Origin of the sequence: Kribbella sp. NPDC051770 (assembly GCF_040681455.1) — a bacterium.
Lineage (GTDB): Bacteria > Actinomycetota > Actinomycetes > Propionibacteriales > Kribbellaceae > Kribbella.
The window spans coordinates 211,891-232,273 of record NZ_JBFAYT010000003.1 but is presented as its reverse complement, the minus strand read 5'-3'; the positions used below and the strand labels follow the sequence as shown (position 1 = coordinate 232,273).

At 70.8% G+C, this 20,383-nt stretch carries 21 protein-coding genes; 4 read left to right on the top strand and 17 right to left on the bottom strand.

What is annotated here, in order from left to right; all coding sequences use genetic code 11:
- Positions 1 to 25: 25 nt before the first annotated feature.
- The 11 genes from yajC to AB0M01_RS12430 form a co-directional block, all read right to left on the bottom strand.
- On the bottom strand, positions 26 to 478 hold the full coding sequence (gene yajC, locus AB0M01_RS12480) for a preprotein translocase subunit YajC (RefSeq protein ID WP_363668543.1): 453 nt from the start codon (positions 476 to 478) through the stop codon (positions 26 to 28).
- Between the two features lie 247 nt (positions 479 to 725).
- The gene (gene ruvB, locus AB0M01_RS12475) at positions 726 to 1,778 is read right to left on the bottom strand and encodes a Holliday junction branch migration DNA helicase RuvB (RefSeq protein ID WP_363668541.1); all 1,053 of its coding nucleotides are present in this window, start codon (positions 1,776 to 1,778) and stop codon (positions 726 to 728) included.
- A gap of 3 nt (positions 1,779 to 1,781) precedes the next feature.
- Positions 1,782 to 2,381, bottom strand: coding sequence for a Holliday junction branch migration protein RuvA (gene ruvA / locus AB0M01_RS12470; protein WP_363668539.1), 600 nt, complete (start codon positions 2,379 to 2,381; stop codon positions 1,782 to 1,784).
- A complete protein-coding gene (ruvC, locus tag AB0M01_RS12465) occupies positions 2,378 to 3,004 on the bottom strand; it encodes a crossover junction endodeoxyribonuclease RuvC (protein ID WP_363669452.1) in 627 nt (208 codons plus the stop codon). The genes ruvA and ruvC overlap by 4 nt, the downstream gene beginning before the upstream one ends.
- 89 nt (positions 3,005 to 3,093) lie before the next feature.
- A complete protein-coding gene (locus AB0M01_RS12460) occupies positions 3,094 to 4,266 on the bottom strand; it encodes a GNAT family N-acetyltransferase (RefSeq protein WP_363668537.1) in 1,173 nt (390 codons plus the stop codon).
- A 47-nt stretch (positions 4,267 to 4,313) separates the two neighbouring features.
- Positions 4,314 to 4,775: a hotdog fold domain-containing protein gene (locus AB0M01_RS12455; protein ID WP_363668535.1), complete on the bottom strand. Its 462-nt coding sequence runs from the start codon at positions 4,773 to 4,775 to the stop codon at positions 4,314 to 4,316.
- A 31-nt stretch (positions 4,776 to 4,806) separates the two neighbouring features.
- Positions 4,807 to 5,568 carry a YebC/PmpR family DNA-binding transcriptional regulator gene (locus AB0M01_RS12450; RefSeq protein ID WP_363668533.1) on the bottom strand — a complete coding sequence of 254 codons (762 nt, stop codon included), beginning with the start codon at positions 5,566 to 5,568 and terminating at the stop codon, positions 4,807 to 4,809.
- A 34-nt stretch (positions 5,569 to 5,602) separates the two neighbouring features.
- Entirely contained in the window at positions 5,603 to 6,211 is a 609-nt protein-coding gene (gene pdxT / locus AB0M01_RS12445; RefSeq protein WP_363668531.1) for a pyridoxal 5'-phosphate synthase glutaminase subunit PdxT, read from the bottom strand.
- Positions 6,187 to 6,738 (bottom strand): hypothetical protein, encoded by a 552-nt coding sequence (locus AB0M01_RS12440; RefSeq protein WP_363668529.1) that lies wholly within the window; start codon positions 6,736 to 6,738, stop codon positions 6,187 to 6,189. Before AB0M01_RS12440 ends, pdxT begins: the two co-directional genes overlap by 25 nt.
- Before the next feature lie 63 nt (positions 6,739 to 6,801).
- Positions 6,802 to 9,315, bottom strand: a complete 2,514-nt coding sequence (hrpB, locus tag AB0M01_RS12435) for an ATP-dependent helicase HrpB (protein ID WP_363668526.1) — start codon at positions 9,313 to 9,315, stop codon at positions 6,802 to 6,804.
- Positions 9,316 to 9,324: 9 nt separating this feature from the next.
- Complete coding sequence (locus AB0M01_RS12430) at positions 9,325 to 10,263, bottom strand: AraC family transcriptional regulator (RefSeq protein ID WP_363668524.1); 939 nt, start codon at positions 10,261 to 10,263, stop codon at positions 9,325 to 9,327.
- A 123-nt stretch (positions 10,264 to 10,386) separates the two neighbouring features.
- Between AB0M01_RS12430 and AB0M01_RS12425 the strand changes: the two genes are divergently transcribed.
- Positions 10,387 to 11,058, top strand: a complete 672-nt coding sequence (locus tag AB0M01_RS12425; protein ID WP_363668522.1) for an SDR family oxidoreductase — start codon at positions 10,387 to 10,389, stop codon at positions 11,056 to 11,058.
- 47 nt (positions 11,059 to 11,105) lie between these two features.
- On the opposite strand, the gene pdxS is transcribed toward AB0M01_RS12425, so the two are convergent.
- Both pdxS and AB0M01_RS12415 read right to left on the bottom strand, forming a co-directional pair.
- The gene (gene pdxS, locus AB0M01_RS12420) at positions 11,106 to 12,005 is read right to left on the bottom strand and encodes a pyridoxal 5'-phosphate synthase lyase subunit PdxS (RefSeq protein WP_363668520.1); all 900 of its coding nucleotides are present in this window, start codon (positions 12,003 to 12,005) and stop codon (positions 11,106 to 11,108) included.
- Between the two features lie 78 nt (positions 12,006 to 12,083).
- The gene (locus tag AB0M01_RS12415) at positions 12,084 to 13,427 is read right to left on the bottom strand and encodes a PLP-dependent aminotransferase family protein (protein ID WP_363668518.1); all 1,344 of its coding nucleotides are present in this window, start codon (positions 13,425 to 13,427) and stop codon (positions 12,084 to 12,086) included.
- Between the two features lie 87 nt (positions 13,428 to 13,514).
- On the opposite strand from AB0M01_RS12415, the gene AB0M01_RS12410 reads away from it, so the two are divergent.
- Positions 13,515 to 15,173, top strand: a complete 1,659-nt coding sequence (locus tag AB0M01_RS12410; protein WP_363668516.1) for a bifunctional 3'-5' exonuclease/DNA polymerase — start codon at positions 13,515 to 13,517, stop codon at positions 15,171 to 15,173.
- Here AB0M01_RS12410 and AB0M01_RS12405 read toward each other — a convergent pair.
- On the bottom strand, positions 15,155 to 16,114 hold the full coding sequence (locus AB0M01_RS12405) for an RNA polymerase subunit sigma-70 (protein WP_363668514.1): 960 nt from the start codon (positions 16,112 to 16,114) through the stop codon (positions 15,155 to 15,157). The two genes, AB0M01_RS12410 and AB0M01_RS12405, sit on opposite strands and share 19 nt — an antisense overlap.
- Positions 16,111 to 16,599, bottom strand: coding sequence for a hypothetical protein (locus AB0M01_RS12400; protein ID WP_363668512.1), 489 nt, complete (start codon positions 16,597 to 16,599; stop codon positions 16,111 to 16,113). The genes AB0M01_RS12405 and AB0M01_RS12400 overlap by 4 nt, the downstream gene beginning before the upstream one ends.
- Positions 16,600 to 16,676: 77 nt before the next feature.
- Here AB0M01_RS12400 and AB0M01_RS12395 point away from each other — a divergent pair, with 77 nt between their 5' ends.
- Together AB0M01_RS12395 and AB0M01_RS12390 are read left to right on the top strand one after the other, a co-directional pair.
- Positions 16,677 to 17,450 (top strand): S-methyl-5'-thioadenosine phosphorylase, encoded by a 774-nt coding sequence (locus AB0M01_RS12395; protein ID WP_363668510.1) that lies wholly within the window; start codon positions 16,677 to 16,679, stop codon positions 17,448 to 17,450.
- The gene (locus AB0M01_RS12390) at positions 17,447 to 18,472 is read left to right on the top strand and encodes an NAD-dependent epimerase/dehydratase family protein (protein WP_363668508.1); all 1,026 of its coding nucleotides are present in this window, start codon (positions 17,447 to 17,449) and stop codon (positions 18,470 to 18,472) included. The genes AB0M01_RS12395 and AB0M01_RS12390 overlap by 4 nt, the downstream gene beginning before the upstream one ends.
- On the opposite strand, the gene AB0M01_RS12385 is transcribed toward AB0M01_RS12390, so the two are convergent.
- Together AB0M01_RS12385 and AB0M01_RS12380 are read right to left on the bottom strand one after the other, a co-directional pair.
- Complete coding sequence (locus AB0M01_RS12385) at positions 18,453 to 19,589, bottom strand: HAMP domain-containing sensor histidine kinase (RefSeq protein ID WP_363668506.1); 1,137 nt, start codon at positions 19,587 to 19,589, stop codon at positions 18,453 to 18,455. The two genes, AB0M01_RS12390 and AB0M01_RS12385, sit on opposite strands and share 20 nt — an antisense overlap.
- On the bottom strand, positions 19,586 to 20,284 hold the full coding sequence (locus AB0M01_RS12380) for a response regulator transcription factor (RefSeq protein ID WP_363668504.1): 699 nt from the start codon (positions 20,282 to 20,284) through the stop codon (positions 19,586 to 19,588). Before AB0M01_RS12380 ends, AB0M01_RS12385 begins: the two co-directional genes overlap by 4 nt.
- Positions 20,285 to 20,383 lie beyond the last annotated feature (99 nt).

Here is a 20,383-nt window from a genome sequence, read left to right as displayed (position 1 = left end):
CCGCACGCCGATAGGACGGGGAAGTTCAGTTCTCGGTGTGCGTCGGCGGCAGTTTCTTGTCCTGCGCCTTGGCCTCGCCCGTCTCCGGTACGTCGACGGTGTCGCGCTCGGCCACCTCGTCGGTGACCCGGTCCTCCACCGGGTCGGCCGCCGGGGCCTCGACCGCCTCGTCGGCCGGCTCGTCGTCGGGCAGCACCCGGCCGACCGCGGCCTTCACGAACTGGACCAGGATGCCGTCGGAGACCTCGAGGGTGACGTACTCGTCGTCGACCTCCTCGACCACGCCGACCATGCCGCTGGTGGTGACCACCTTGGTACCGGGGGTCAGCGCGGCGACGGTGTCGGCCTGCTTCTGCCGCTGCTTACGCTGGGTGCGGCTCATGAACCAGATCATGCCGACGATCAGGATCAGCGGGAGCAGGAGCGTGAAACCCCCGCCACCTCCGGAAGAGGCCATCGGTACGGCGAGCAGTTGCATCGGGACTCAGAATCCTTCGTCGATTGCGGGGGCCCGGCACGCTCTGCGCGCGCAGGTCGTCACGGGATGGCCGAGGTCAGGCCACCGGGGAGTCTAACCCTGAGCGGCAACAAGTGCCGCATGACACCGGGTCACGTTTGCGTTACTCGCGCACCGTACGTCCGGTCCGGTGCGCTTGCTGTACCCGGTCCACCGCACTGGGTGCACGGTGTACTGCTTCAACGTGCACGGCGGGCCCCGCAGTTCCCTACTCCTCCTCGGCGTCGAACAGGGTGTCGGCGAAGGTGGCGTTCTTGGGGACGGAGAGGCCAAGGTGACGCCAGGCCGCTGGTGTGGCGACGCGGCCGCGCGGCGTACGGGCGAGGTAGCCGGAGCGGACCAGGAACGGTTCGGCGACTTCCTCGACGGTTTCGCGTTCCTCGCCGACGGCGACCGCGAGGGTGGACAGGCCGACCGGGCCGCCGCCGAAGCGGCGGCAGAGCGCGTCGAGGACGCTGCGGTCGAGGCGGTCCAGGCCCATCCGGTCGACCTCGTACAGGTCGAGGGCGGCCTTGGACAGCGCGATCGTGATGATGCCGTCGGCGCGGACCTCGGCGTAGTCGCGGACGCGGCGGAGCAGCCGGTTCGCGATCCGGGGTGTGCCGCGGGAGCGGGAAGCGATCTCGCCGGCGCCCTCGGGGGTGATGTCGACGTCGAGCAGCGCGGCGGACCGGTTGACGATCTTCTCCAGCTCGGCCGACTCGTAGAACTCCAGGTGCCCGGTGAACCCGAACCGGTCGCGCAGCGGTCCCGGCAGCAGCCCGGCCCGGGTCGTCGCGCCGACCAGCGTGAACGGCGGGATCTCCAGCGGGATCGCCGTTGCCCCCGGCCCCTTGCCGACGATCACGTCGACCCGGAAGTCCTCCATCGCCATGTACAGCAGCTCTTCGGCCGGGCGCGACATCCGGTGAATCTCGTCGAGGAACAGCACCTCGCCCTCGCTCAGCCCGGACAGGATCGCCGCCAGGTCGCCGGCGTGCTGGATCGCCGGGCCGCTGGTGATCCGCAGCGGCGCCGACAGCTCCGCCGCGATGATCATCGCCAGCGTGGTCTTGCCCAGACCGGGCGGGCCGGACAGCAGCACGTGGTCGGGCGCACGGTTGCGGCCACGGGCCGCGTGCAGGACGAGCTCGAGCTGCTCGCTGACCCGTCGCTGGCCGCCGAACTCGGCCAGCGTGCGCGGGCGCAGCGCCGACTCGATCTTGCGTTCCTCGAGGTCGACCGCGTCCGCGGAGACGAGTGGCCTGACGTTCTCTTCCATCCGTTACGCCTTCGAGAGCACGCGGAGCGCGGCGCGCAGCAGGTCGGGGACGGAGGGTTCGCCTTGATCGGCCAGCGGTGAGACGGCGACGACCGCGTCCTCGGCGTCGCGGGCCGACCAGCCGAGGCCGACGAGACCGGCCTGGACCTGGTCCTTCCAGGCTTCGGCCGTCTGCAGCGGGCGGCCGGCGACGGTCTGGGAGGGTGCGCCGATCTTGTCCTTGAGCTCCAGGACGATCCGCTGGGCGCCCTTCTTGCCGATCCCGGGGACCTTCACCAGCATCGCCAGGTCCTCGGAGGCAACGGCTTGGCGCAGCTGGTCAGGGCTCAGTACGGCGAGCGCCGCCTGCGCGAGCTTCGGACCGACGCCGGAGGCGGTCTGCAGCAGCTCGAACAGGCTCTTCTCGTCGTCGTCCGCGAACCCGTAGAGCGTCAGCGAGTCCTCGCGGACGACCATCGAGGTGAACACCTGGGTCTCCTGCCCGGGCCGCAACCCGGCGAGGGTCCCTGGGTGGCAGTAGACCTGCAGGCCGACCCCGCCGACCTCGATCACGGCGCTGTCCAGCCCGATCGCCGCCACCGGGCCCCGCACGAACGCGATCATCGCTTACCTCCTCGTACTGCCCGGAGTTGTGCTTCCCGGGCCGCGGTCGCCTGCACCAGCGCCGCTTGAACCTTCGCCAGTTGTGCTCTGGATTGTGCTTGTGCCCGCACTTCCAGCTGAGACTGTGCGGCCGCTTGCAGTTTGCTTGTCACTCCCCCGCGCCAGACGTGGCAGATCGCGAGGGCCAAGGCGTCGGCAGCATCCGCGGGGGTCGGGCGCTCGGGCAGCTGGAGGATCCGGGTGACCATCGTGGTGACCTGGTCCTTGTCGGCCCGGCCGGAGCCGGTGACCGCGGCCTTGACCTCGCTCGGTGTGTGCAGCGCGACCGGCAGGCCTCGCCGGGCGGCGACGACCATCGCGATGCCCGACGCCTGTGCGGTGCCCATCACCGTACGGACGTTGTGCTGCGCGAAGACCCGCTCGACGGCGACGGCGTCCGGCCGGTGCTCCTCGATCCACTGCTCGATGCCGGCCTCGATCTGGACCAGCCGCCGCGCGACGTCCAGGTCAGCAGGCGTCCGGACCACACCGACGGCGACCAGCTTCGGGGGCCGTCCGGGCGCGCCCTCGACCACGCCGAGACCGCACCGGGTCAGCCCCGGGTCGACGCCGAGCACCCGCATGAACACCTCCGAACGTTTGTTCGACAAACACTATGCGGCAGGCCGAGCGAGCAGGAAATCGACGCGCCGAGCGCTTGTGGACAACGCGATCAGAAGAAGTCGAGCATGTACGCCGCGGGGCCCCCGAATGCCGTGTCCAGCGCCCCGTCGTCCCGCACCGACCCACCCGTCGCCAGCCCCGACGCCCGCAGCGAAGCCAGCGGCGTACCGGCGTACAGGCCGGCCAGTCCACGAGCCCCGAGCCGCAGCACGTCACCAGTCCCCGACGACGGCGTCAGCTTGCCAGCGCCATCAGCAACCGACAGCTGCCACCGCCCCGCATGCCCCGGCACCTCAGCGTCGTCCAGCTGCAGCTCAGCCTCCACCGCAACCCCAGGAGCAAACCCCCGCGCAGCAACAGCAGCAGGTGCGTCCAGCAGCCGCAGCATCCAGTGCTGCACCTGCATCTCCTTGTCGGCCTCCAGCTGCGCCAGCAGGTGCACCGGGTCGTTCGGCGACACGTACGCGTGCACAGTCCGAGCAGTCGACGACCCAGACCCCACCGTCGCCCAGAGCGCCCGCGCGGTCTCCTCCGAGTGCGCGATCAGCTCGTCGACCCGCAGGTTGTTGCCGTCCCAGTTGTAGACCACGAACCCGTCGTCGGCGAGGTACGCGAAGATGTCCTCGTCGTCGGCCAGCCACTCCGCGACCTTCGCCTCCGGCCACCCCAGTACGCCGCTCGCGCGCGCACCCTCGTGCGCCTCCGCGACCAACTCCAGGAACCGCCCGGCATCAGCCGGCCCGGCCCGCCGGATCGACACCCCGCGCCCGCCCAGCGACCGCAGATCCGCCGCCTGGAAGGAGAACCGGTACCGCCCGCCGCCGAACTCGTACCCGAGCTTGCGGTAGATCACGGTCGTCGCCGGGTACAGCGCGGTCAGCGGGCAGCCGCGCTCGATCGACCGCTGCATCACCCCGCGCATCAGCATGCTGCCGACCCCGCGCCCGCGGTACTCCGGCGACACCACGACGCCGGCGATCCCGGCCATCGGCACCTGGCGACCGCCCCACCACTGCTGGAAGTCCCAGATCCGCGCGGCCGCGACCACCTCGTCGCCGTCGGCGACACCGACGTACCGGCCGTCGGTGAGGAACTCGACCGCGTCCTTGGTCCACTGCTCCCGCGACGACGCGGGTAACGGACCGAACGAGCGCGCCCGCACCCGCAGTACGGCGTCCAGATGGTCCTCGGTGATGTCGACAAGTCGCAGCGCATCGGTCACGCCCAGACCCTACGTCGCCCACCTGAACCGGGCGACAGCAATACCGCCTACTTGCGGTCGGTGACCCAGAGCTTGATGGTGCCTTCGACAACGACCGTGCCGTCGTCGCGGGTCGCCTTGACGTGCACCGGTACGTCGGGGCCGGCGGTCCACGCGGCCGGGTCGGTCTCGGCGGTGCAGGTCAGGTCCGAGGTGGACTTGGCCAGGTAGGCGACGTCCATGCCCTTGGGCAGCCAGCGTTTGCCGGCCGGGACGGTCGCCTCGGCGAGCGCGCCCATCGCGGCCTCGAGCCCGTTGCAGACGGCGATCGCGTGCACGGTGCCGATGTGGTTCTGGACCGCGCGGCGCTTGGGCAGCACGAGCGAGGCGAAGTTCGGGCTGACCTGGACGAACCGCGGGCGGATCGACCCGAAGTACGGCGCCCGCCGGCTGAACACGAACGAGAACAGCCGCGGACCGCCCGGGACGGTCCGCAACTTGTCCCACAGCGCGAGTACCTGAGTCGTCATGACCTCAGGTTACCCGCGAGTTAACTAACTGTCAGCCAACCTCGGCCATGACGTCGTCGGAGACGTCGAAGTTGGCGTAAACGTTCTGCACGTCGTCGCTGTCCTCGAGCGCGTCGATCAGCCGGAAGATCTTGTTCGCGCCGTCGGCGTCCAGCTCGACCGTCATCGACGGCACGAACGACGCGTCGGCCGATTCGTAGTCGATCCCGGCGTCCTGCAGCGCGGTCCGGACCTTGACCAGGTCGGTCGCCTCGCTGATCACCTCGAAGGCCTCGCCGAGGTCGTTCACCTCGTCGGCGCCGGCCTCCAGGACGGCCTCCATCACGTCGTCCTCGGAGTAGGTCTTGCCGTCCTGCTCCTTGTTCACCACGATGACGCCCTTGCGGTTGAACAGGTACGCGACGCTGCCCGGGTCGGCCAGCGAGCCGCCGTTGCGGGTCATCGCGGTCCGGACGTCGGCCGCGGCGCGGTTGCGGTTGTCGGTCAGGCACTCGACCAGCATCGCGACACCGTTCGGGCCGTAGCCCTCGTAGGTGATCGACTGGTACTCCGCGCCACCGGCCTCGGCCCCGGAACCACGCTTGACCGCGCGGTCGATGTTGTCGTTCGGGACCGACGACTTCTTGGCCTTCTGCACCGCGTCGTACAGGGTCGGGTTGCCGGACAGGTCACCGCCGCCGGTCCGGGCGGCCACCTCGATGTTCTTGATCAGCTTCGCGAAGAGCTTGGCGCGCCTCGAGTCGATGACCGCTTTCTTGTGCTTGGTGGTGGCCCATTTGGAGTGGCCTGACATCGCGAACCCAACCCTTCTACCGCCTGCAACTGATCTAGAGGTCGCGCACCAGATCGGCGAAGTAGCCGTGCAGCCGGGCGTCACCCGTCATCTCAGGGTGGAACGACGTGGCCAGCAGCCGATCGTGGCGAACCGCCACGATCCTACCGGTGGCGGGGCCAGACCTCACCGTCGACAGTACCTCCACGTCGCGACCGACCCGCTCGACCCACGGTGCCCGGATGAACACGGCGTGGTACGGCGTACTGAACGCGCCGAACTCCAGATCGGCCTCGAACGAGTCCACCTGACGGCCGAACGCGTTCCGCCGCACCGTCACGTCGAGCCCGCCGAGCGTCTCCTGCCCGGCGACACCGCCGCTGATCTCGTCGGCCAGCAGGATCATCCCGGCGCAGGTCCCGAACACCGGCATCCCGTCCCGGATCCGCTTCTGCAGCGGCTCGAACAGCTCGAACGAGCGGGCCAGCTTCTCCATCGTCGTCGACTCGCCGCCCGGCAGCACCAGCCCGTCGACCGCGGCCAGCTCGGACGGGCGGCGGACCGGGACGGCCTCGACGCCGACCTGGCCGAGCATGGCCAGGTGCTCGCGCACGTTGCCCTGCAGGGCGAAGACGCCGATCACAGGTGCACCCTGCGCTGCCACTCGACCGTCACCTCGATCCGTCCCTCGTCGAAGGTCGCCGGCAGGTCCCGCTCGTGCAGCAACGCCAGTACGTCGTCCAGCAACGGCTCCCCCGGCGCGACGTTCGCGGTGTCCGGGTGCCAGACCTTCAGCTCCAGCATGCCGAAGTCGACCGCGTGCCAGACGTCGGTGTCGGTGAAGAACACCAGTCCCTTCGGCGCCGTCGCTGCTTCCAGCGCCTGGCGGGCGGCGTGGTGGTCGGAGGTGTAGCGGACCACCACGATGCCCAGCGCTTCCAGCTCGTCCAGTACGGCGTCCAGCCGGTCAGGCGCTGTCTGCTCGGGCCAGCTCGCTGCGTCGGCCTCCAGCTCGCTCACCGCCTCGGCGATGAGCTCCGGAACCACTACGGCGGCGTCCGCGGCCGGCGCGTCCTCCTGCACGGCCTCGGTCAGAGCAGCCGTCACCGCGGCCCGGTCGGCGTACCCGGACCGCACCAGAACCCGTGCCAGCCCACGCAGCTCACGGTCGGTCCGCTGATCCACAATCACCCCGCCAGCGTAGTCGAGGCGACCAGCTGGAAGCCCTCGGAGAGCGCCAGGTCACATGCTGGATCACTGACGCGGCTTGACCCGCTTCGTCGGTACGGCGGTGAGCGGGTCCTCCGGCCAGGGATGACGCGGATAGCGAGCCCTCAGGTCAGCCCGCACCTGCGGGTACCCCTGCTTCCAGAACGAGGTCAGATCGCTGGTGATCGCCACCGGCCGCTGCGCCGGCGACAGCAGGTGCAGCACCACCGGCACGCGCCCGTCCGCCACGGTCGGCGTAGCAGTCCACCCGAAGACCTCCTGCAACTTCACCGCGAGCACCGGCGGCTCAGCACCGTCGTACGCGAGGCGAACGCTGGAACCCGACGGGACCTGGAGCCGCTCCGGTGCCAGCTCACCAAACCTGGTCGCCGCAGGCCACGGCAGCAGCCGCCGCAGCGCCGACGCGACGTCGATCCGCGTGAGATCCCGCGCGGCCCGCACCGAAGCGAGTTCGGACCCCAGCCACTCGTCGAGACCAGCCAGCAGCGCGTCGTCATCCACTGCAGGCCAAGGCGACCCGAGGTGCGCATGGCAGAAGGCCAGCCGCTCCCGCAGCGCGACCGCAGCCTCGGACCAGCGCAGTACGGACAAGCCACTGCGCCGAATCCCGTCCCGCACGGCGGCCTGGACAAGCACCGGATCAGGCTTCGCCAGCGGAACGTCGGTGAGCACGATCGCCCCCAGCGCCTCGACGCGCCGCGTCACCACCCGCCCGTCGTCCCACCGGATCTGATCGGTGGTCGACAACAGATCCCCGGCAACGGCGCGCGCGGTCTGCTCGTCGATCGGCGCCGCCGACCGAATCCGCGCGTCGGCTCGCCCGGGCGCCCGATCAGCCACCGCGATCGCCAGCCAGGGCGTGGTCCGCAACGAGGAGTGCTCATCCAGCGCGGCCCCCGTCCCGCCCGACATCTGGTACGTCGCCGAGTCGGCGCCCCGCGCCCGAGCGATCCGATCCGGATACGCCAGCCCCACGACTACCCCGACCGCAAGATCGTCCGGCAAGCCCCGCCCCGCCGATTCGTCCCGCCCTCCGCGTGCACCGGACGACTCTCCTCGCCCGAGCCTCTTGGTTTCCTCTTTCCACCGCGCGCTGGCTCCCCGGTCGTCTCCCCGCCGCAACGCCTTCCACCGCGCCGGCAGATCATCACCGAAGTCCCGCCCCGAGTCATCCGACAGCATCGCCACCACCTCACGCGCCCGATCAGCCCCGACCCGCGCCGCCCCGTCCAGCAACGCCCGCGCCAACCGCGGATGCGCCCCAACGGCCGCCATCCGCCGCCCGCGCTCGGTGATCCGCCCGTCCTCATCTACAGCATCCAGCCGCGCCAGCAACTCAGCAGCAGCTGACATCGCCACCCCCGGCGGCGCATCCAGCAACGCCAACCCAGCCCCACCCGGCGCGCCCCACGCCGCCAGATCCAGCGCGAACCCCGCCAGATCAGCAACCGCGATCTCCGGCGCCGGATGCGCATCGAGATGCGAGTGCTCCACCGCAGACCAGCACCGATAGACCCGTCCAGGCCCCTCCCGCCCAGCCCGGCCGGCCCGCTGATCGGCCGACGACTTCGACACCCGGCAGGTCACCAACGACCCCAACCCGCGCGACTGATCCGTCCGCGGCTCCCGGGCCAGCCCCGAATCAACCACCACCCGAACCCCAGGCACCGTCAACGAGCTCTCCGCCACCGACGTCGTCACCACGATCCGCCGCTCAGCGCCCGGCGTCAGCGCCCGCTCCTGCTCGGCCCGCGACTGCCGCCCGTACAGCGGCAGCACGTTCTCCCCCGCCAGCCGCCGCGCCACCCCGTTGATCTCCGCCTCCCCCGGCACGAACACGAGCACATCCCCGTCGTTCTCCCCCAGAGCACGCCGTACGACGCCCGCCACGTGATCCAGCAACCGCGGATCCACCCGCCCACCCGGCAGCAGCGGCACAGGCACCGGCGGCGGCGCCCATTCCACCCCCACCTCGAACAGCGCGGCGGAGGCAGTCACCACAGGCGCATCCCCCAGCGCCCGGCTCAACCGCACCGTGTCCGCCGTCGCCGACGTCGCGACGATCGCCAGGTCCGGCCGCAGGTTCGCCCGTACGTCGACGCAGAACGCCAGCAGCAGGTCCGCATCCAGGTGCCGCTCATGACACTCGTCGATCACGATCGCCGAAACCCCCGGCAACTCCGGGTCCCGCTGCAGCCGCCGTACGAGCAACCCGGTCGTCACCACCTCGACCCGCAGCCCCTCACCCCCGCTGCGCTCCCCACGCATCGCGTACCCGACCCGCTGCCCCAGCGGCTCCCCCACCAACGACGCCAGCCGAGCAGCAGCCGCCCGCGTAGCCATCCGCCGCGGCTCAGCAACGATCACCGTGCCCCCGAGCGCATCAGCCAACGCCAGCGGCAGCAGCGACGTCTTCCCCGACCCAGGCGGCGCCACGAGCACGGCCGTCCCCCGCGACCGCACCGCATCAACAGCAGAAGGCAGCACGGCCCGAACAGGCAGATCCGCCCCCGGCACCGAGGACTCAGGCAGCAGCACGCCCCGACGCTAGCCGACTGCGGCAGCCGTACGTCGTACAGCACTCCGGTAGCGCCCAGGCGCCTGCGAGCGCGCCCGGGTGAAGGCGCGGCTGAACGCGTACACCGACGTGTAGCCCACCGAGCGGGCGATGGTCTCCAGCGTGTCGTCGGACTCGCGCAGCCGGCTGGCGGCGACGTCCATTCGCCAGTTCGTCAGGTACGCCCCCGGGCTCTGGCCGGTGCGCGCCTGGAAGCGGCGCGACAGCGTTGCCCGCGACACCGACAGCTCGTCCGCCAGCTGTGCCGTTGTCCAGGGCTTCGCCGGCTCGCTGTGGATCCTGGTGAGCGCCGCACTGAGCAGCGGGTCGTCGAGAACGCCCAGCCAGGACTGCTTGGCCTCCTCGGGATGCGTGGCCAGCCAGACCCGCAGTAGCTGGATGAGCAGGATGTCGATCAGCCGGTCCAGCACGATCGCGGTCCCCATCTGCGGCTGAGCCAGCTCCCGCGCCAGCAGCCGGATGGTGTCGTCCAGGCAGGTGCCGCTGTGGTCGCCCGGCAGGTGCACCACAGCAGGCAGCGCACCGAGCACCGGCGTCGACACCGCGGGGTCGTACTCGTACGACGCCCCGAGCAGATGCGTCCGCACCTCCCCGGCACCCAGCCGCAGCACCGCACCGCTCTCACTCGCGTCGGCAGGCACCAGGTAGCTGCAGGCCGGCGCCGCCATGCCCGGCGTACTGCTGACCACGTGACTCGCGCCGGTCGGCAGCAGTACGACGTCACCTGGCATCAGCTGCAGCGGGTCATGCCCAGCAACATCCAGCCAGGCCGTGCCCGCGGTGACGACGTAGATGACCGCCCGGTCGACCGGGTCCCAGAACACACCCCACGGGTCGGCCCCCTCGACGCGGGCGCCCAGTGCTCCTCGGACGCCGCCCACGGCCAGCGCGTCTGCCAACAGATCCATGTCAGCAAACCTAGCCGACTGCGACAAACGGCTATTGATGTGCGCCAATCAAGCATCGGGTGTAGCGGCGGCTGCTTCCTACGGTGGTCTCAGTCAATCAACACACCACTGGAGCAAACCCCTGTGAAGCTGTCCGGAACCACCGCCTTCGTCACCGGAGCCAACCGCGGCCTCGGCCGCCATTTCGCCCAGGAACTGCTGGCCCGCGGCGCCAAGAAGGTCTACGCGGCCGCCCGCAACCCTGACGCGATCGACCTGCCCGGCGTCGAGAAGATCCGCCTCGACATCACCGCCCCGGCCGCGGTAGCCGCAGCCGTCGCCCAGGCACCCGACGTCGATCTCCTGATCAACAACGCCGGCATCGGCGGCACCGACAACCTGATCAGCGGCGACCTCGACGAGATCCGCCGTCAGCTGGAAACCCACTTCTTCGGCACCCTCGGCATGGTCCGCGGCTTCGCGCCGGTGCTCGGCACCAACGGCGGCGGCGCCGTACTCAACGTCCTGTCGGTGCTGTCCCTGGTCAGCATGCCCGAGGCCGGCGCGTACGCCGCCGCGAAAGCCGCCCAGCTCAGCCTGACCAACAGCATCCGCTACGAGCTCGCCGCCCAGGGAACGCTGGTCAGCGGCCTCCTGCTGGCCGCGACCGACACCGACATGATGGCCGGGTACGACGTACCGAAGAACGACCCCGCCGACGTGATCCGCACCGCCCTCGACGGCCTCGAGGCGGACCTGACCGAGATCCTCGCCGACGAGCCCACCCGCCAGGCCAAGGCCTCGTTGGCGGGATGAGCAAGAAGGCCCCGTGGAGCACCGAGCTCCACGGGGCCAGAAATGCTTTACCAGCCGCGCTCGGCCAGCCGGTGCGGCTCGGGGATCTCGTCGACGTTGATGCCGACCATCGCCTCGCCGAGGCCGCGGGAGACCTTGGCGATCACGTCGGGGTCGTCGTGGAAGGTGGTGGCCTTGACGATCGCCTCGGCGCGCTGGGCCGGGTTGCCGGACTTGAAGATGCCGGAGCCGACGAAGACGCCCTCGGCGCCGAGCTGCATCATCATCGCGGCGTCGGCGGGGGTGGCGATGCCGCCGGCGGTGAACAGCACCACCGGGAGCTTGCCGAGGGTGGCGACCTCCTTGACCAGGTCGTACGGCGCCTGCAGCTCCTTGGCGGCGACGTACAGCTCGTCCTCGGGCAGGTTCTGCAGCCGGCGCAGCTCCTGGCGGATCTGGCGCATGTGGGTGGTCGCGTTGGACACGTCACCGGTACCGGCCTCGCCCTTGGAGCGGATCATCGCCGCGCCCTCGGTGATCCGGCGCAGCGCCTCGCCGAGGTTGGTCGCGCCGCAGACGAACGGCACCGTGAACTGCCACTTGTCGATGTGGTTGGCGTAGTCGGCCGGGGTGAGCACCTCGGACTCGTCGATGTAGTCGACGCCGAGGCTCTGCAGCACCTGGGCCTCGACGAAGTGACCGATCCGGGCCTTGGCCATCACCGGGATCGAGACCGCGCCGATGATCGAGTCGATCATGTCCGGGTCGCTCATCCGGGAGACGCCACCCTGGGCCCGGATGTCGGCCGGGACCCGCTCCAGCGCCATCACCGCGACCGCACCGGCGTCCTCGGCGATCTTGGCCTGCTCGGCCGTGACGACGTCCATGATCACGCCGCCCTTGAGCATCTCCGCCATGTCCCGCTTGACCTTGACGGTGCCGGTCTGCGGTTCGGTGTTCTCGGTCACTTCCGGGTCCTCCTGATGAGCTGGGGTACGCCGATCAGCCTAGGCCGCCGGCCACCCCAACGATCAGTCCACCTCGGATCAACTGGACTGAGCCAACGCGGCCGTCAGCCGAGCCACCACCAGCCGCAGCGTCGCGGGCGGCGCGGTGAACGGGATCCGCAGGTGCCGCCGGTCGGTCCCGTCCGGGGTGAACAGGTCACCTGCCCCCAGCAACAACCCCTGCTCGCGCGCGGCCTCCAGCACCTTGCGGGAGCGGACCTCGGTCAGCTCCAGCCACAGCGTCATACCACCGGTCGGCGTCGCCCAGGCCACTCCGGGCACACCCTTCAGCCCAGTCTCCAGCGCCGCCAGGTTGGCCCGGAGCCGGGTCTTGCGCCGTGAGATGACCCGGTCGAGCCTGCCGAGGATCGCCAGCGCCAGCAGGTCGTCCAGCGCACTGGGGGACGTCACACTCAGCTGCGCCGAGGTGTTGATCTTCCGGCGCAACTGCCGCCCGGTCCTGACCCAGCCAACCCGCAGCCCTCCCCACACCGTCTTGCTGAGCGAGCCGACGCTCACCGTGCGCGGGTACCGGCTCAGCGGATCGGCCTGCTTCCCGCTGGCCAGCCAGAGCGGCCGCATGGTCTCGTCACTGATCAGCGCGGCCCCGTACCGCCGGGCGATCTCCACCACCGCCGTACGCCGGTCCGCAGGCAGGCTGAGCCCCGTCGGGTTGTGGTTGTCGGCCTGCAGGTAGATGACCTTCGGCTTGTGCCGCCGGCAGAGGTGCGCGAGCTGATCGGTGTCCCAGACCCCAGCGGGCCAGCCGACGACGTCCAGCCGATGGTTGCGCAGCAGGTCGAACGCAGCCGGGTACGTCGGAGTCTCGGTGATCGCCACCCCCGGCCCGACGTCCAGCCCAGCCAGCGCCGCGTTCAGCCCGGCTGCGGCTCCCACCGTCAGCGTCAGCTGCCCCGGCTCGGTCGGAACGCCCTCCAGCGTCAGCCGCTCAGCCAGCGCGGTCCGCAGCTCCAGCGACCCACCAGGCGGCGGCCCGTCCCCGCCCATCGCCTGCGGCAACCCCTCCGCCACGATCTGCGCCGCCACCTCAGCCACATCATGCGGTGCCGCAGTTGTCGCGAACCGCAGGTCCAGCACCGGCTGGTCCCCCGGCGTCACCGTCGACACCGGAGCGATCGGGTCGAGCAGCCGGTCCAGCGGCCGCACATGCGTCCCCGACCCCCGCCGAGTCTCCAGTACGCCGTCCGCCCGCAACTGGTCGAGCGCCCTGACCACCGTCACCCGGCTCACCCCGAGCCGCTCGGCCAGCACCCGCTCCGACGGCAGCCGCGACCCGATCGACAGGTCCCCCCGCTCGATCCGCCGCAGCACCAGCGCCTCGACCTGCTCGGTCCGGTTCCCGTCCCCCGGGTCCAAATCCATCCCCCGCCACATGAGTCCAGTCTGCCAGCACTGGCCTGATCGCAGCGGGACCATCGGACTGTCGGTGGCGGGTGCGAGGATCTCTCCGTGGACGAGCGGTGGGCGATTGCCCCGGAAGAAGGCGGCGGCGCGACGCTCGTCGCCCTGCATCCGGACGGCCAACCGGCCGGCGAGATCGTCCACGAGCCCGACCTCGCCACCGCCGTCGCCTCCCGTCCGCAGGTCACTCGCTGGGTCTGGCGCTCCACCTCCGAGATCTATCCACGTCTCCTGGCCGCGGGCGTACGAGTCGAGCGTTGCTACGACATCGAGACCGCAGAAGGCCTCCTGCTCGGTCATGCGGGCAGGCTCGGCGAGCCTCGCTCGGCAGCAGCGGCCTGGGCGCGCCTCACCAACCAGCCGGTCCCCGCCGACCCCCCGATGCGCGCCACCGAACCAGGTGGCGAGCAGTCCTCGCTCTTCGACCTGGAGACCGAGTCCCTCCCCTTCGAAGCCCTCCTGCGCGTGTACGCCGACCAGCTCCGCCGCCACCGCGACACCGAGCACCCGGACCGCATGCGCCTGCTCACCGCCTCGGAGTCCTCCGGCTGGCTGATCGCCACCGAGATGGACCGGGCCGGACTGCCCTGGAGCGCCGACGACCACCGCGCCCTCCTCACCGAGCTCCTCGGCGAGCGGTACGCGGGCGGCGGCGAGCCGCGGCGCCTGACCGAGCTGGCCGAGCAGGTCTCAGCGGCGTTCGGCCGCCGCGTCCGGCCGGACCTGCCGGCCGACGTACTGAAGGCGTTCAAACAAGCCGGGTACCAGCTGAGCACCACGCGGCGCTGGGAGCTGCAGACCATCGACCACCCGGCCGTCGAGCCGCTGATCGAGTACAAGAAGCTCTACCGGATCTACACCGCGAACGGCTGGACCTGGTTGCACGACTGGGTCCACGACGGACGCTTCCGCCCCGGCTTCGTCCCGGGCGGTACGGTCTCGGGCCGCTGGGTCACCAACGGCGGTGGTGGTCTGCAGATCCCGAAGGTGATCCGCCGCGCGGTGGTCGCCGATCCGGGCTGGCGTCTGGTCGTCGCCGACGCCTCGCAGCTCGAACCACGCATCCTCGCCGCGATCTCCCGCGACGAGGCGTTCATGCAGGTCGCGGGCGACGCCGCCGACCTCTACAAAGCCGTCTCGGACAAGGCGTTCGCCGGTAACCGCGACAAGGCCAAGATCGCCGTCCTCGGCGCCATCTACGGCCAGACCTCCGGCGACGGACTGAAGAACCTCGCCGACCTGCGCAAGCGGTTCCCGAAGGCCGTCCAGTACGTCGACGACGCGGCCCGCGCGGGCGAGGAGGGCCGCCTGGTCCGCACCTGGCTCGGCCGGACCTGCCCGCCGTCCGGCTCCCAGCTCGACGCCGCGCAGCTGGAGGGCCCGCCCGCCGAGGATCTCCAGGTCGACGGCCGCCAGGCCCGCGCCCGCGGCCGGTTCACCCGCAACTTCGTCGTCCAGGGCAGCGCGGCCGACTGGGCGGTGCTGATGATGGCCGCGCTGCGGCAGTCAATCGCGAGCCTCAAGGCCGAGCTGGTCTTCTTCCAGCACGACGAGGTGATCGTGCACTGCCCCGCCGACGAGGCCGAGCAGGTCGCCGCCGCGATCCAGGCCGCCGGAGATCTCGCGGGCACGCTCTGCTTCGGCGCGACGCCGACCCGCTTCCCGTTCGGGACGGCGATCGTCGAGTGCTACGCGGATGCCAAGTAGTCCGGCAGACCCAATGTTGTGAAGTCGACGCCTTCAAACGCAGTCATCTCGGCCACCAGCCCGTACTCGACCCGGAACACGATCACTGCGAATGGTTGGAACGCATCCGCACCCGCCGCCTGCAGATACGCGGCTACCGCCGGCTGCCGATTGACGCCCACAGCAACAAACCGCCAGGCACCCCGGTTGGCCTGCCCACCTGGTTCGAAGTTCGCCGCGAACACCTCCTCGGCGGTCGCCCGCCCGCTGTACCAGAACGGGTAAGGCGGCATCGTCACCCGCACGTCCTCGTGCATCAACGCGGCCAGCCCTGCAGCGTCTCCGGCTTCGTACGCCGCCATGTACTTCGCCACCAGCGCCTGCTCATCAGCCGAAGCCTCCGCCGACCACTCCGCTCGCCTGGCCGGCAGGCGCTCCCGCAACACCGGCCGGGCTCGCTGGAGCGCCGAGTTCGCAGCGGCGACCGACAGGTCCAGCACGTCCGCCGTCTCCTTGGCCGACCAGCCCAGCACGTCCCGAAAGATCAGCACCGCCCGCTGCTTCGGCGGGAGCTGCTGGATCGCGGTGAGGAACGCCAGCTCGATCGTCTCGCGCCGGATCACCTGGGCGTCCGGCTCCTCCGCCCGGTCGAGCAGCAGATCCGGGAACGGCTGCAGCCAGGGCAGGTCGTGGCGGGCATCCTGCTGATCACCGCCCGGCGGCTGCAGCTGGTACGGCAGTACGCGCGGCCGCCGTACGGTGTCGAGGCAGGCATTGGTCGCGATCTTGTAAAGCCAGGCCCGCAAGGTGGAGCGGCCCTCGAAGCTCGCGCGGGCCCGCCAGGCCCGCAGGTAGGTCTCCTGGACCAGGTCCTCGGCGTCGTCGTACGAGCCGAGCATCCGGTAGCAGTGCACCCGCAGCTCGTGCCGGTAGCGCTCGGCTTGCTCCGCGAAGTCGGTCAACTACCGTCCTCCAGCTCGATCGTCGCGGGCATCGGCGCGTGCCCGGCGAGCCGGAACCAGGTGACCAGCCGCCGCGTCCGCAGGTCCCGCGTCGACACCACGATGTCGTTGTGGAACCGCCGAGCCAGCTGCACCCGCCGTACGGCGGCCGCCAGTTCCCCTGCCCACGGCTGCACGTCAGTGCCGGTGGCTGCGATCGCACGGGTCAGCGCAGACTCCCGCTGCTCCCGCTCGGCCTCCGGCGCGGTCCGCGCCCGATGCGCAGCGTCCAGCAACAGCAGCGACGAAGCAGGATCCAGCACGCCACTACCGGCCAGCTCGGCGACCAGCGCGGACCTGCGGGCCAGCTCTGTCTCCAGCCGTGCCCGTGCGGTCGCGACTCGGTGGTGCAACCGATCGAGCCGGCCGGCTGTCCAGCTGCCGTAGAGGATCACTATCAGCAGCACAGCAGCGCCGACCGGCAGCAGCACACCGGAGAGCTCCACAGACCCATTCTTACGGGCCGCTGACGATCCCCCGCTCTTCGGCCCATGGCTGCTGCGGTGCCCTTAGGTTCGAACGCATGGCAGAGATCGGTGTGATCGGTGGTTCCGGCTTCTACTCGTTCCTGGCTGACGCGCGTCCGGTGCCGGTCGAGACGCCCTTCGGCCCACCCAGCGAGCCGCCGGTCGTCGGCGAGGTCAACGGCCGCGAGGTCGCCTTCATCCCCCGCCACGGCGCCGACCACCGCTTCCCACCGCACAAGGTCAACTACCGCGCCAACCTGTGGGCGCTGCGCGAGCTCGGCGTCCGCACCGTCCTCGGCCCCTGCGCCGTCGGCTCGCTGCGCCCCGAGCTGACGCCCGGCACGATCGTCGTCCCGGATCAGTACGTCGACCGCACGTGGGGCCGCGAGCACACGGTGTACGACGCTCCCGTCCACACCTCAGCCGCCGACCCTTACTGCCCCACCACCCGTCAACAGATCGTTGCTGTGGACAACTCAATCGTCAGTGGTGGAACTCTTGTCGTCATCAACGGTCCCCGCTTCTCCACCCGGGCGGAATCTCAGTGGCACGCCGCCCAAGGCTGGTCTCTGGTCGGCATGACCGGCGCTCCGGAAGCCTCCATCGCCCGCGAGCTCGCGCTCTGCTACACCTCGATCGCCGTCGTCACCGACCACGACGCCGGCATCGTCGCCGGCGAGGGCGTCACCCAGGCCGAGGTGTTCGAGGTCTTCGGCCGCAGCATCGAGCGCCTGAAAGCCCTCATCACCACCGTCATCGCCGACCTGCCCACCGGCGACTGCAGCTGCCACCACTCGCTCGACGGCATCGCCGCGGAGCTGGTCCGGTGAAGGTCCTGCTCACCGGCGGCGCCGGCTTCATCGGGCAGCACGTCCGCGCCCAGCTGCTCAGCGAAGGCCACGACCCGGTCGTCTTCGACTCCCTCCGGCCAGATGTCCACAGCACACCGCCGGACCTCGATCTGACGATCGGCGACATCCGCGACCCGGACGCCGTCGCCGCGGCGCTGCGCGGCGTCGACACCGTCATCCACCTCGCCGCCAAGGTCGGCCTCGGCGTCCACCTGGACGACATCGACGACTACGTCTCCAGCAACAGCCTCGGCACCGCGATCCTGCTCAAGCAGCTGGCTGCGGCGAACGTCCGCAACCTCGTCTACGCCAGCTCGATGGTCGTGTACGGCGAGGGCCGCTACGAGTGCGACCGCCACGGCCACGTCGCCCCCGGCCCGCGCCGGACCGAGGACCTCGACGCCGGCCGCTTCGAGCCGCCGTGCCCGATCTGCGGCGACCAGCTCCGGCCCGGCCTCGTCGACGAGACCGCACCGACCGACCCGCGCAACACCTACGCCGCCACCAAGCTCAACGGCGAGCACCTCGCCGCGACCTGGGCCCGCGAGACCGGCGGCCGCGTCACCGCGCTGCGCTTCCACAACGTCTACGGCCCCGGCATGCCCCACAACACCCCGTACGCCGGCGTCGCGTCCCTCTTCCGCTCGGCCATCACCCGCGGCGAGGCCCCGCGCGTCTACGAGGACGGCGCCCAGCGCCGCGACTTCGTCCACGTCCACGACATCGCCACCGCGGTCACCACAGCTGCCACCAGCGCCCAGGACGCACCCGCGTTCACGGCGTACAACGTCGGCAGCGGCACGGTCCACACCATCGCCGACCTCGCCACCGAACTGTCCACAGCCCTCAACGGCCCAGCGCCGATCGTCACCGGCCAGTACCGCCTCGGCGACGTCCGCCACATCACCGCCAGCTCCCAGCGCCTCCGCGACGCTCTCGGCTGGAAGCCCAGCTACGACCTGGCGACCGGCATCCGCCAACTCACGGCAGATCGATACTGAACTCGCACCCACCCGGCACGTTGGTGACCCCGATCGTCCCTTCGTGCGACTCCACCACACCCTTGGCGATCGCCAGCCCCAGCCCGCCACCGCTGCTGCTCCCGGCCATCGCCGGCGTGCGCTGCTCGTCCCCACGCCACCCGATGTCGAACACCCGCTCCAGGTCGTCGTCGGAGATCCCACCGCAGCCGTCGGTCACAGCCAGCCGCACCCGCCCGTCGGCCTCCCGGTCGACGCTCACCTTCACCGTGCCACCAGGAGCCGTGTGGCGAATGGCGTTACCGACCAGGTTCGTCACCGCCCGCGTGAGCTCGTCCCCGTCGCCGTGAACCGCCAGCGTGTCGTCGTCGTCCGGTGCGCTGACCGCCACCGTCACTCCGTTCACGCGAGCGTGCTCCGACGTCTCTCCCACCACGTCCTCGGCCAGCTCCCGCAGGCTGACCGCAGTACGCCGCCGCGGCGGCGGTGCAGTCGACAGCCGGGACAGCTCGAACAGGTCGTCCACCAGCCCGGTCATCCGGTCCACCGTCGTCTGCATCTGCTTCAGCGCTCCGGGCACGTCCTCGATGACCCCGTCCTCCAGCCCTTCCGACAGCGCCCGCAGCCCGGCCAGCGGCGTACGGAGGTCGTGGGACATGAAGGCGACCAGCTCACGCCTGCTGGACTCCAGCGCGCGCTCCCGCTCCCGGGAGGCCGCCAGCCGAGCCCTGGTCGACTCCAGCTCGTGGGTCAGCTCAGCAAGCTCCGCCGGCACGTTGCCGTTCGCAGCAACGCCCACTGCCTCGTACGACGTACCGAGGTGTCGCAGGCGACGCCCGACGTCGCGAGAGCCGGTGCTGATCCAGTGCGCGAGCACCACCGCCATCGCCAGGCCGAGCAGCCCGGAGAACGCGAGCGTCCAGAGCACCACCAGCGAGTCGTGCGTGGAGATGAACATCGCCCGCACGCTCTGCCCGACCGCGGCCAGTGCGGCCGCCAGCGGAGCGAGCGCGACCACGATGATCGTGACCCGCAGCGAGCGCCGCCGGAACTGCCACAGCACCAGCGCGCCGATCGCGCCGACAACCAGTGTCCACAGCGCGGTCAGCGCCAGGATCATCGCCTGGTCGCGGTTCATTGCGCGTCACCGGCGAAGCGGTAGCCGGTCCGCGGCACGGTCAGCACCAGCTTCGGGTCCGAGGGATCGGCCTCGATCTTCTCGCGCAGCCGCCGGATGTGCACGGTCACCGTCGAGGAGTCGCCGAAGTCCCAGCCCCAGACCCGGCGCAGCAGTTCGACCTTCGTGTAGGCCTTGCCCGGGTGCGCGACCAGGAACGCCAGCAGGTCGAACTCACGGTGCGTCAGCGCCAGCTCGGCGCCGTCCAGCGTCGCGATCCGGGCCGCGGTGTCGATGACCACCGGCCCCGAGTGCAGCTTGGTCGGCGTCAGGTCGAGCCCGGCCAGCCGCTCCTCGCGGCGCAGCATCGCCTGCACGCGCAGGATCAGCTCGCGCGGGCTGAACGGCTTCACCACGTAGTCGTCGGCGCCGAACTCCAGCCCGACCAGGCGGTCCTCCTCCTCGCCGCGGGCCGACAGCATGATCACCGCCGCGCCGTCGTCGGCGGCACGCTGGCGGCGCAGCACCTCGAGACCGGACAGCCCGGGCAGCATCACGTCCAGCACCACCACCGACGGCTTCCACTGCTGCCACACCTCGACCGCCGTCACGCCGTCGGCGACCACGCGGGCGTCGTACCCGGCCTTGGTCAGGTACGCCGAGACGACGTTCGAGACGGTCGGGTCGTCGTCCACCACGAGCACACGAGTAGCCACGGTAGTGAGCCTAGGTGGTCCGCGGCCGAGGACGTGGAGCCGTAAGGGAGCTGTAGGCGCTCGGCGCCCCGCAGGAGTGACAAATCTCCCTACGGTCGA

Bases quoted from the DNA above. Each gene is read 5' to 3' on its own strand.
- AB0M01_RS12450 (WP_363668533.1), bottom strand. From the start codon at position 5,568: ATGTCAGGCCACTCCAAATGGGCCACCACCAAGCACAAGAAAGCGGTC.
- AB0M01_RS12415 (WP_363668518.1), bottom strand. From the start codon at position 13,427: ATGGATTTGGACCCGGGGGACGGGAACCGGACCGAGCAGGTCGAGGCG.
- AB0M01_RS12395 (WP_363668510.1), top strand. From the start codon at position 16,677: ATGGCAGAGATCGGTGTGATCGGTGGTTCCGGCTTCTACTCGTTCCTG.
- AB0M01_RS12430 (WP_363668524.1), bottom strand. From the start codon at position 10,263: ATGGATCTGTTGGCAGACGCGCTGGCCGTGGGCGGCGTCCGAGGAGCA.
- AB0M01_RS12385 (WP_363668506.1), bottom strand. From the start codon at position 19,589: ATGAACCGCGACCAGGCGATGATCCTGGCGCTGACCGCGCTGTGGACA.
- ruvA (WP_363668539.1), bottom strand. From the start codon at position 2,381: ATGATCGCGTTCGTGCGGGGCCCGGTGGCGGCGATCGGGCTGGACAGC.
- AB0M01_RS12455 (WP_363668535.1), bottom strand. From the start codon at position 4,775: ATGACGACTCAGGTACTCGCGCTGTGGGACAAGTTGCGGACCGTCCCG.
- ruvC (WP_363669452.1), bottom strand. From the start codon at position 3,004: ATGCGGGTGCTCGGCGTCGACCCGGGGCTGACCCGGTGCGGTCTCGGC.
- yajC (WP_363668543.1), bottom strand. From the start codon at position 478: ATGCAACTGCTCGCCGTACCGATGGCCTCTTCCGGAGGTGGCGGGGGT.
- ruvB (WP_363668541.1), bottom strand. From the start codon at position 1,778: ATGGAAGAGAACGTCAGGCCACTCGTCTCCGCGGACGCGGTCGACCTC.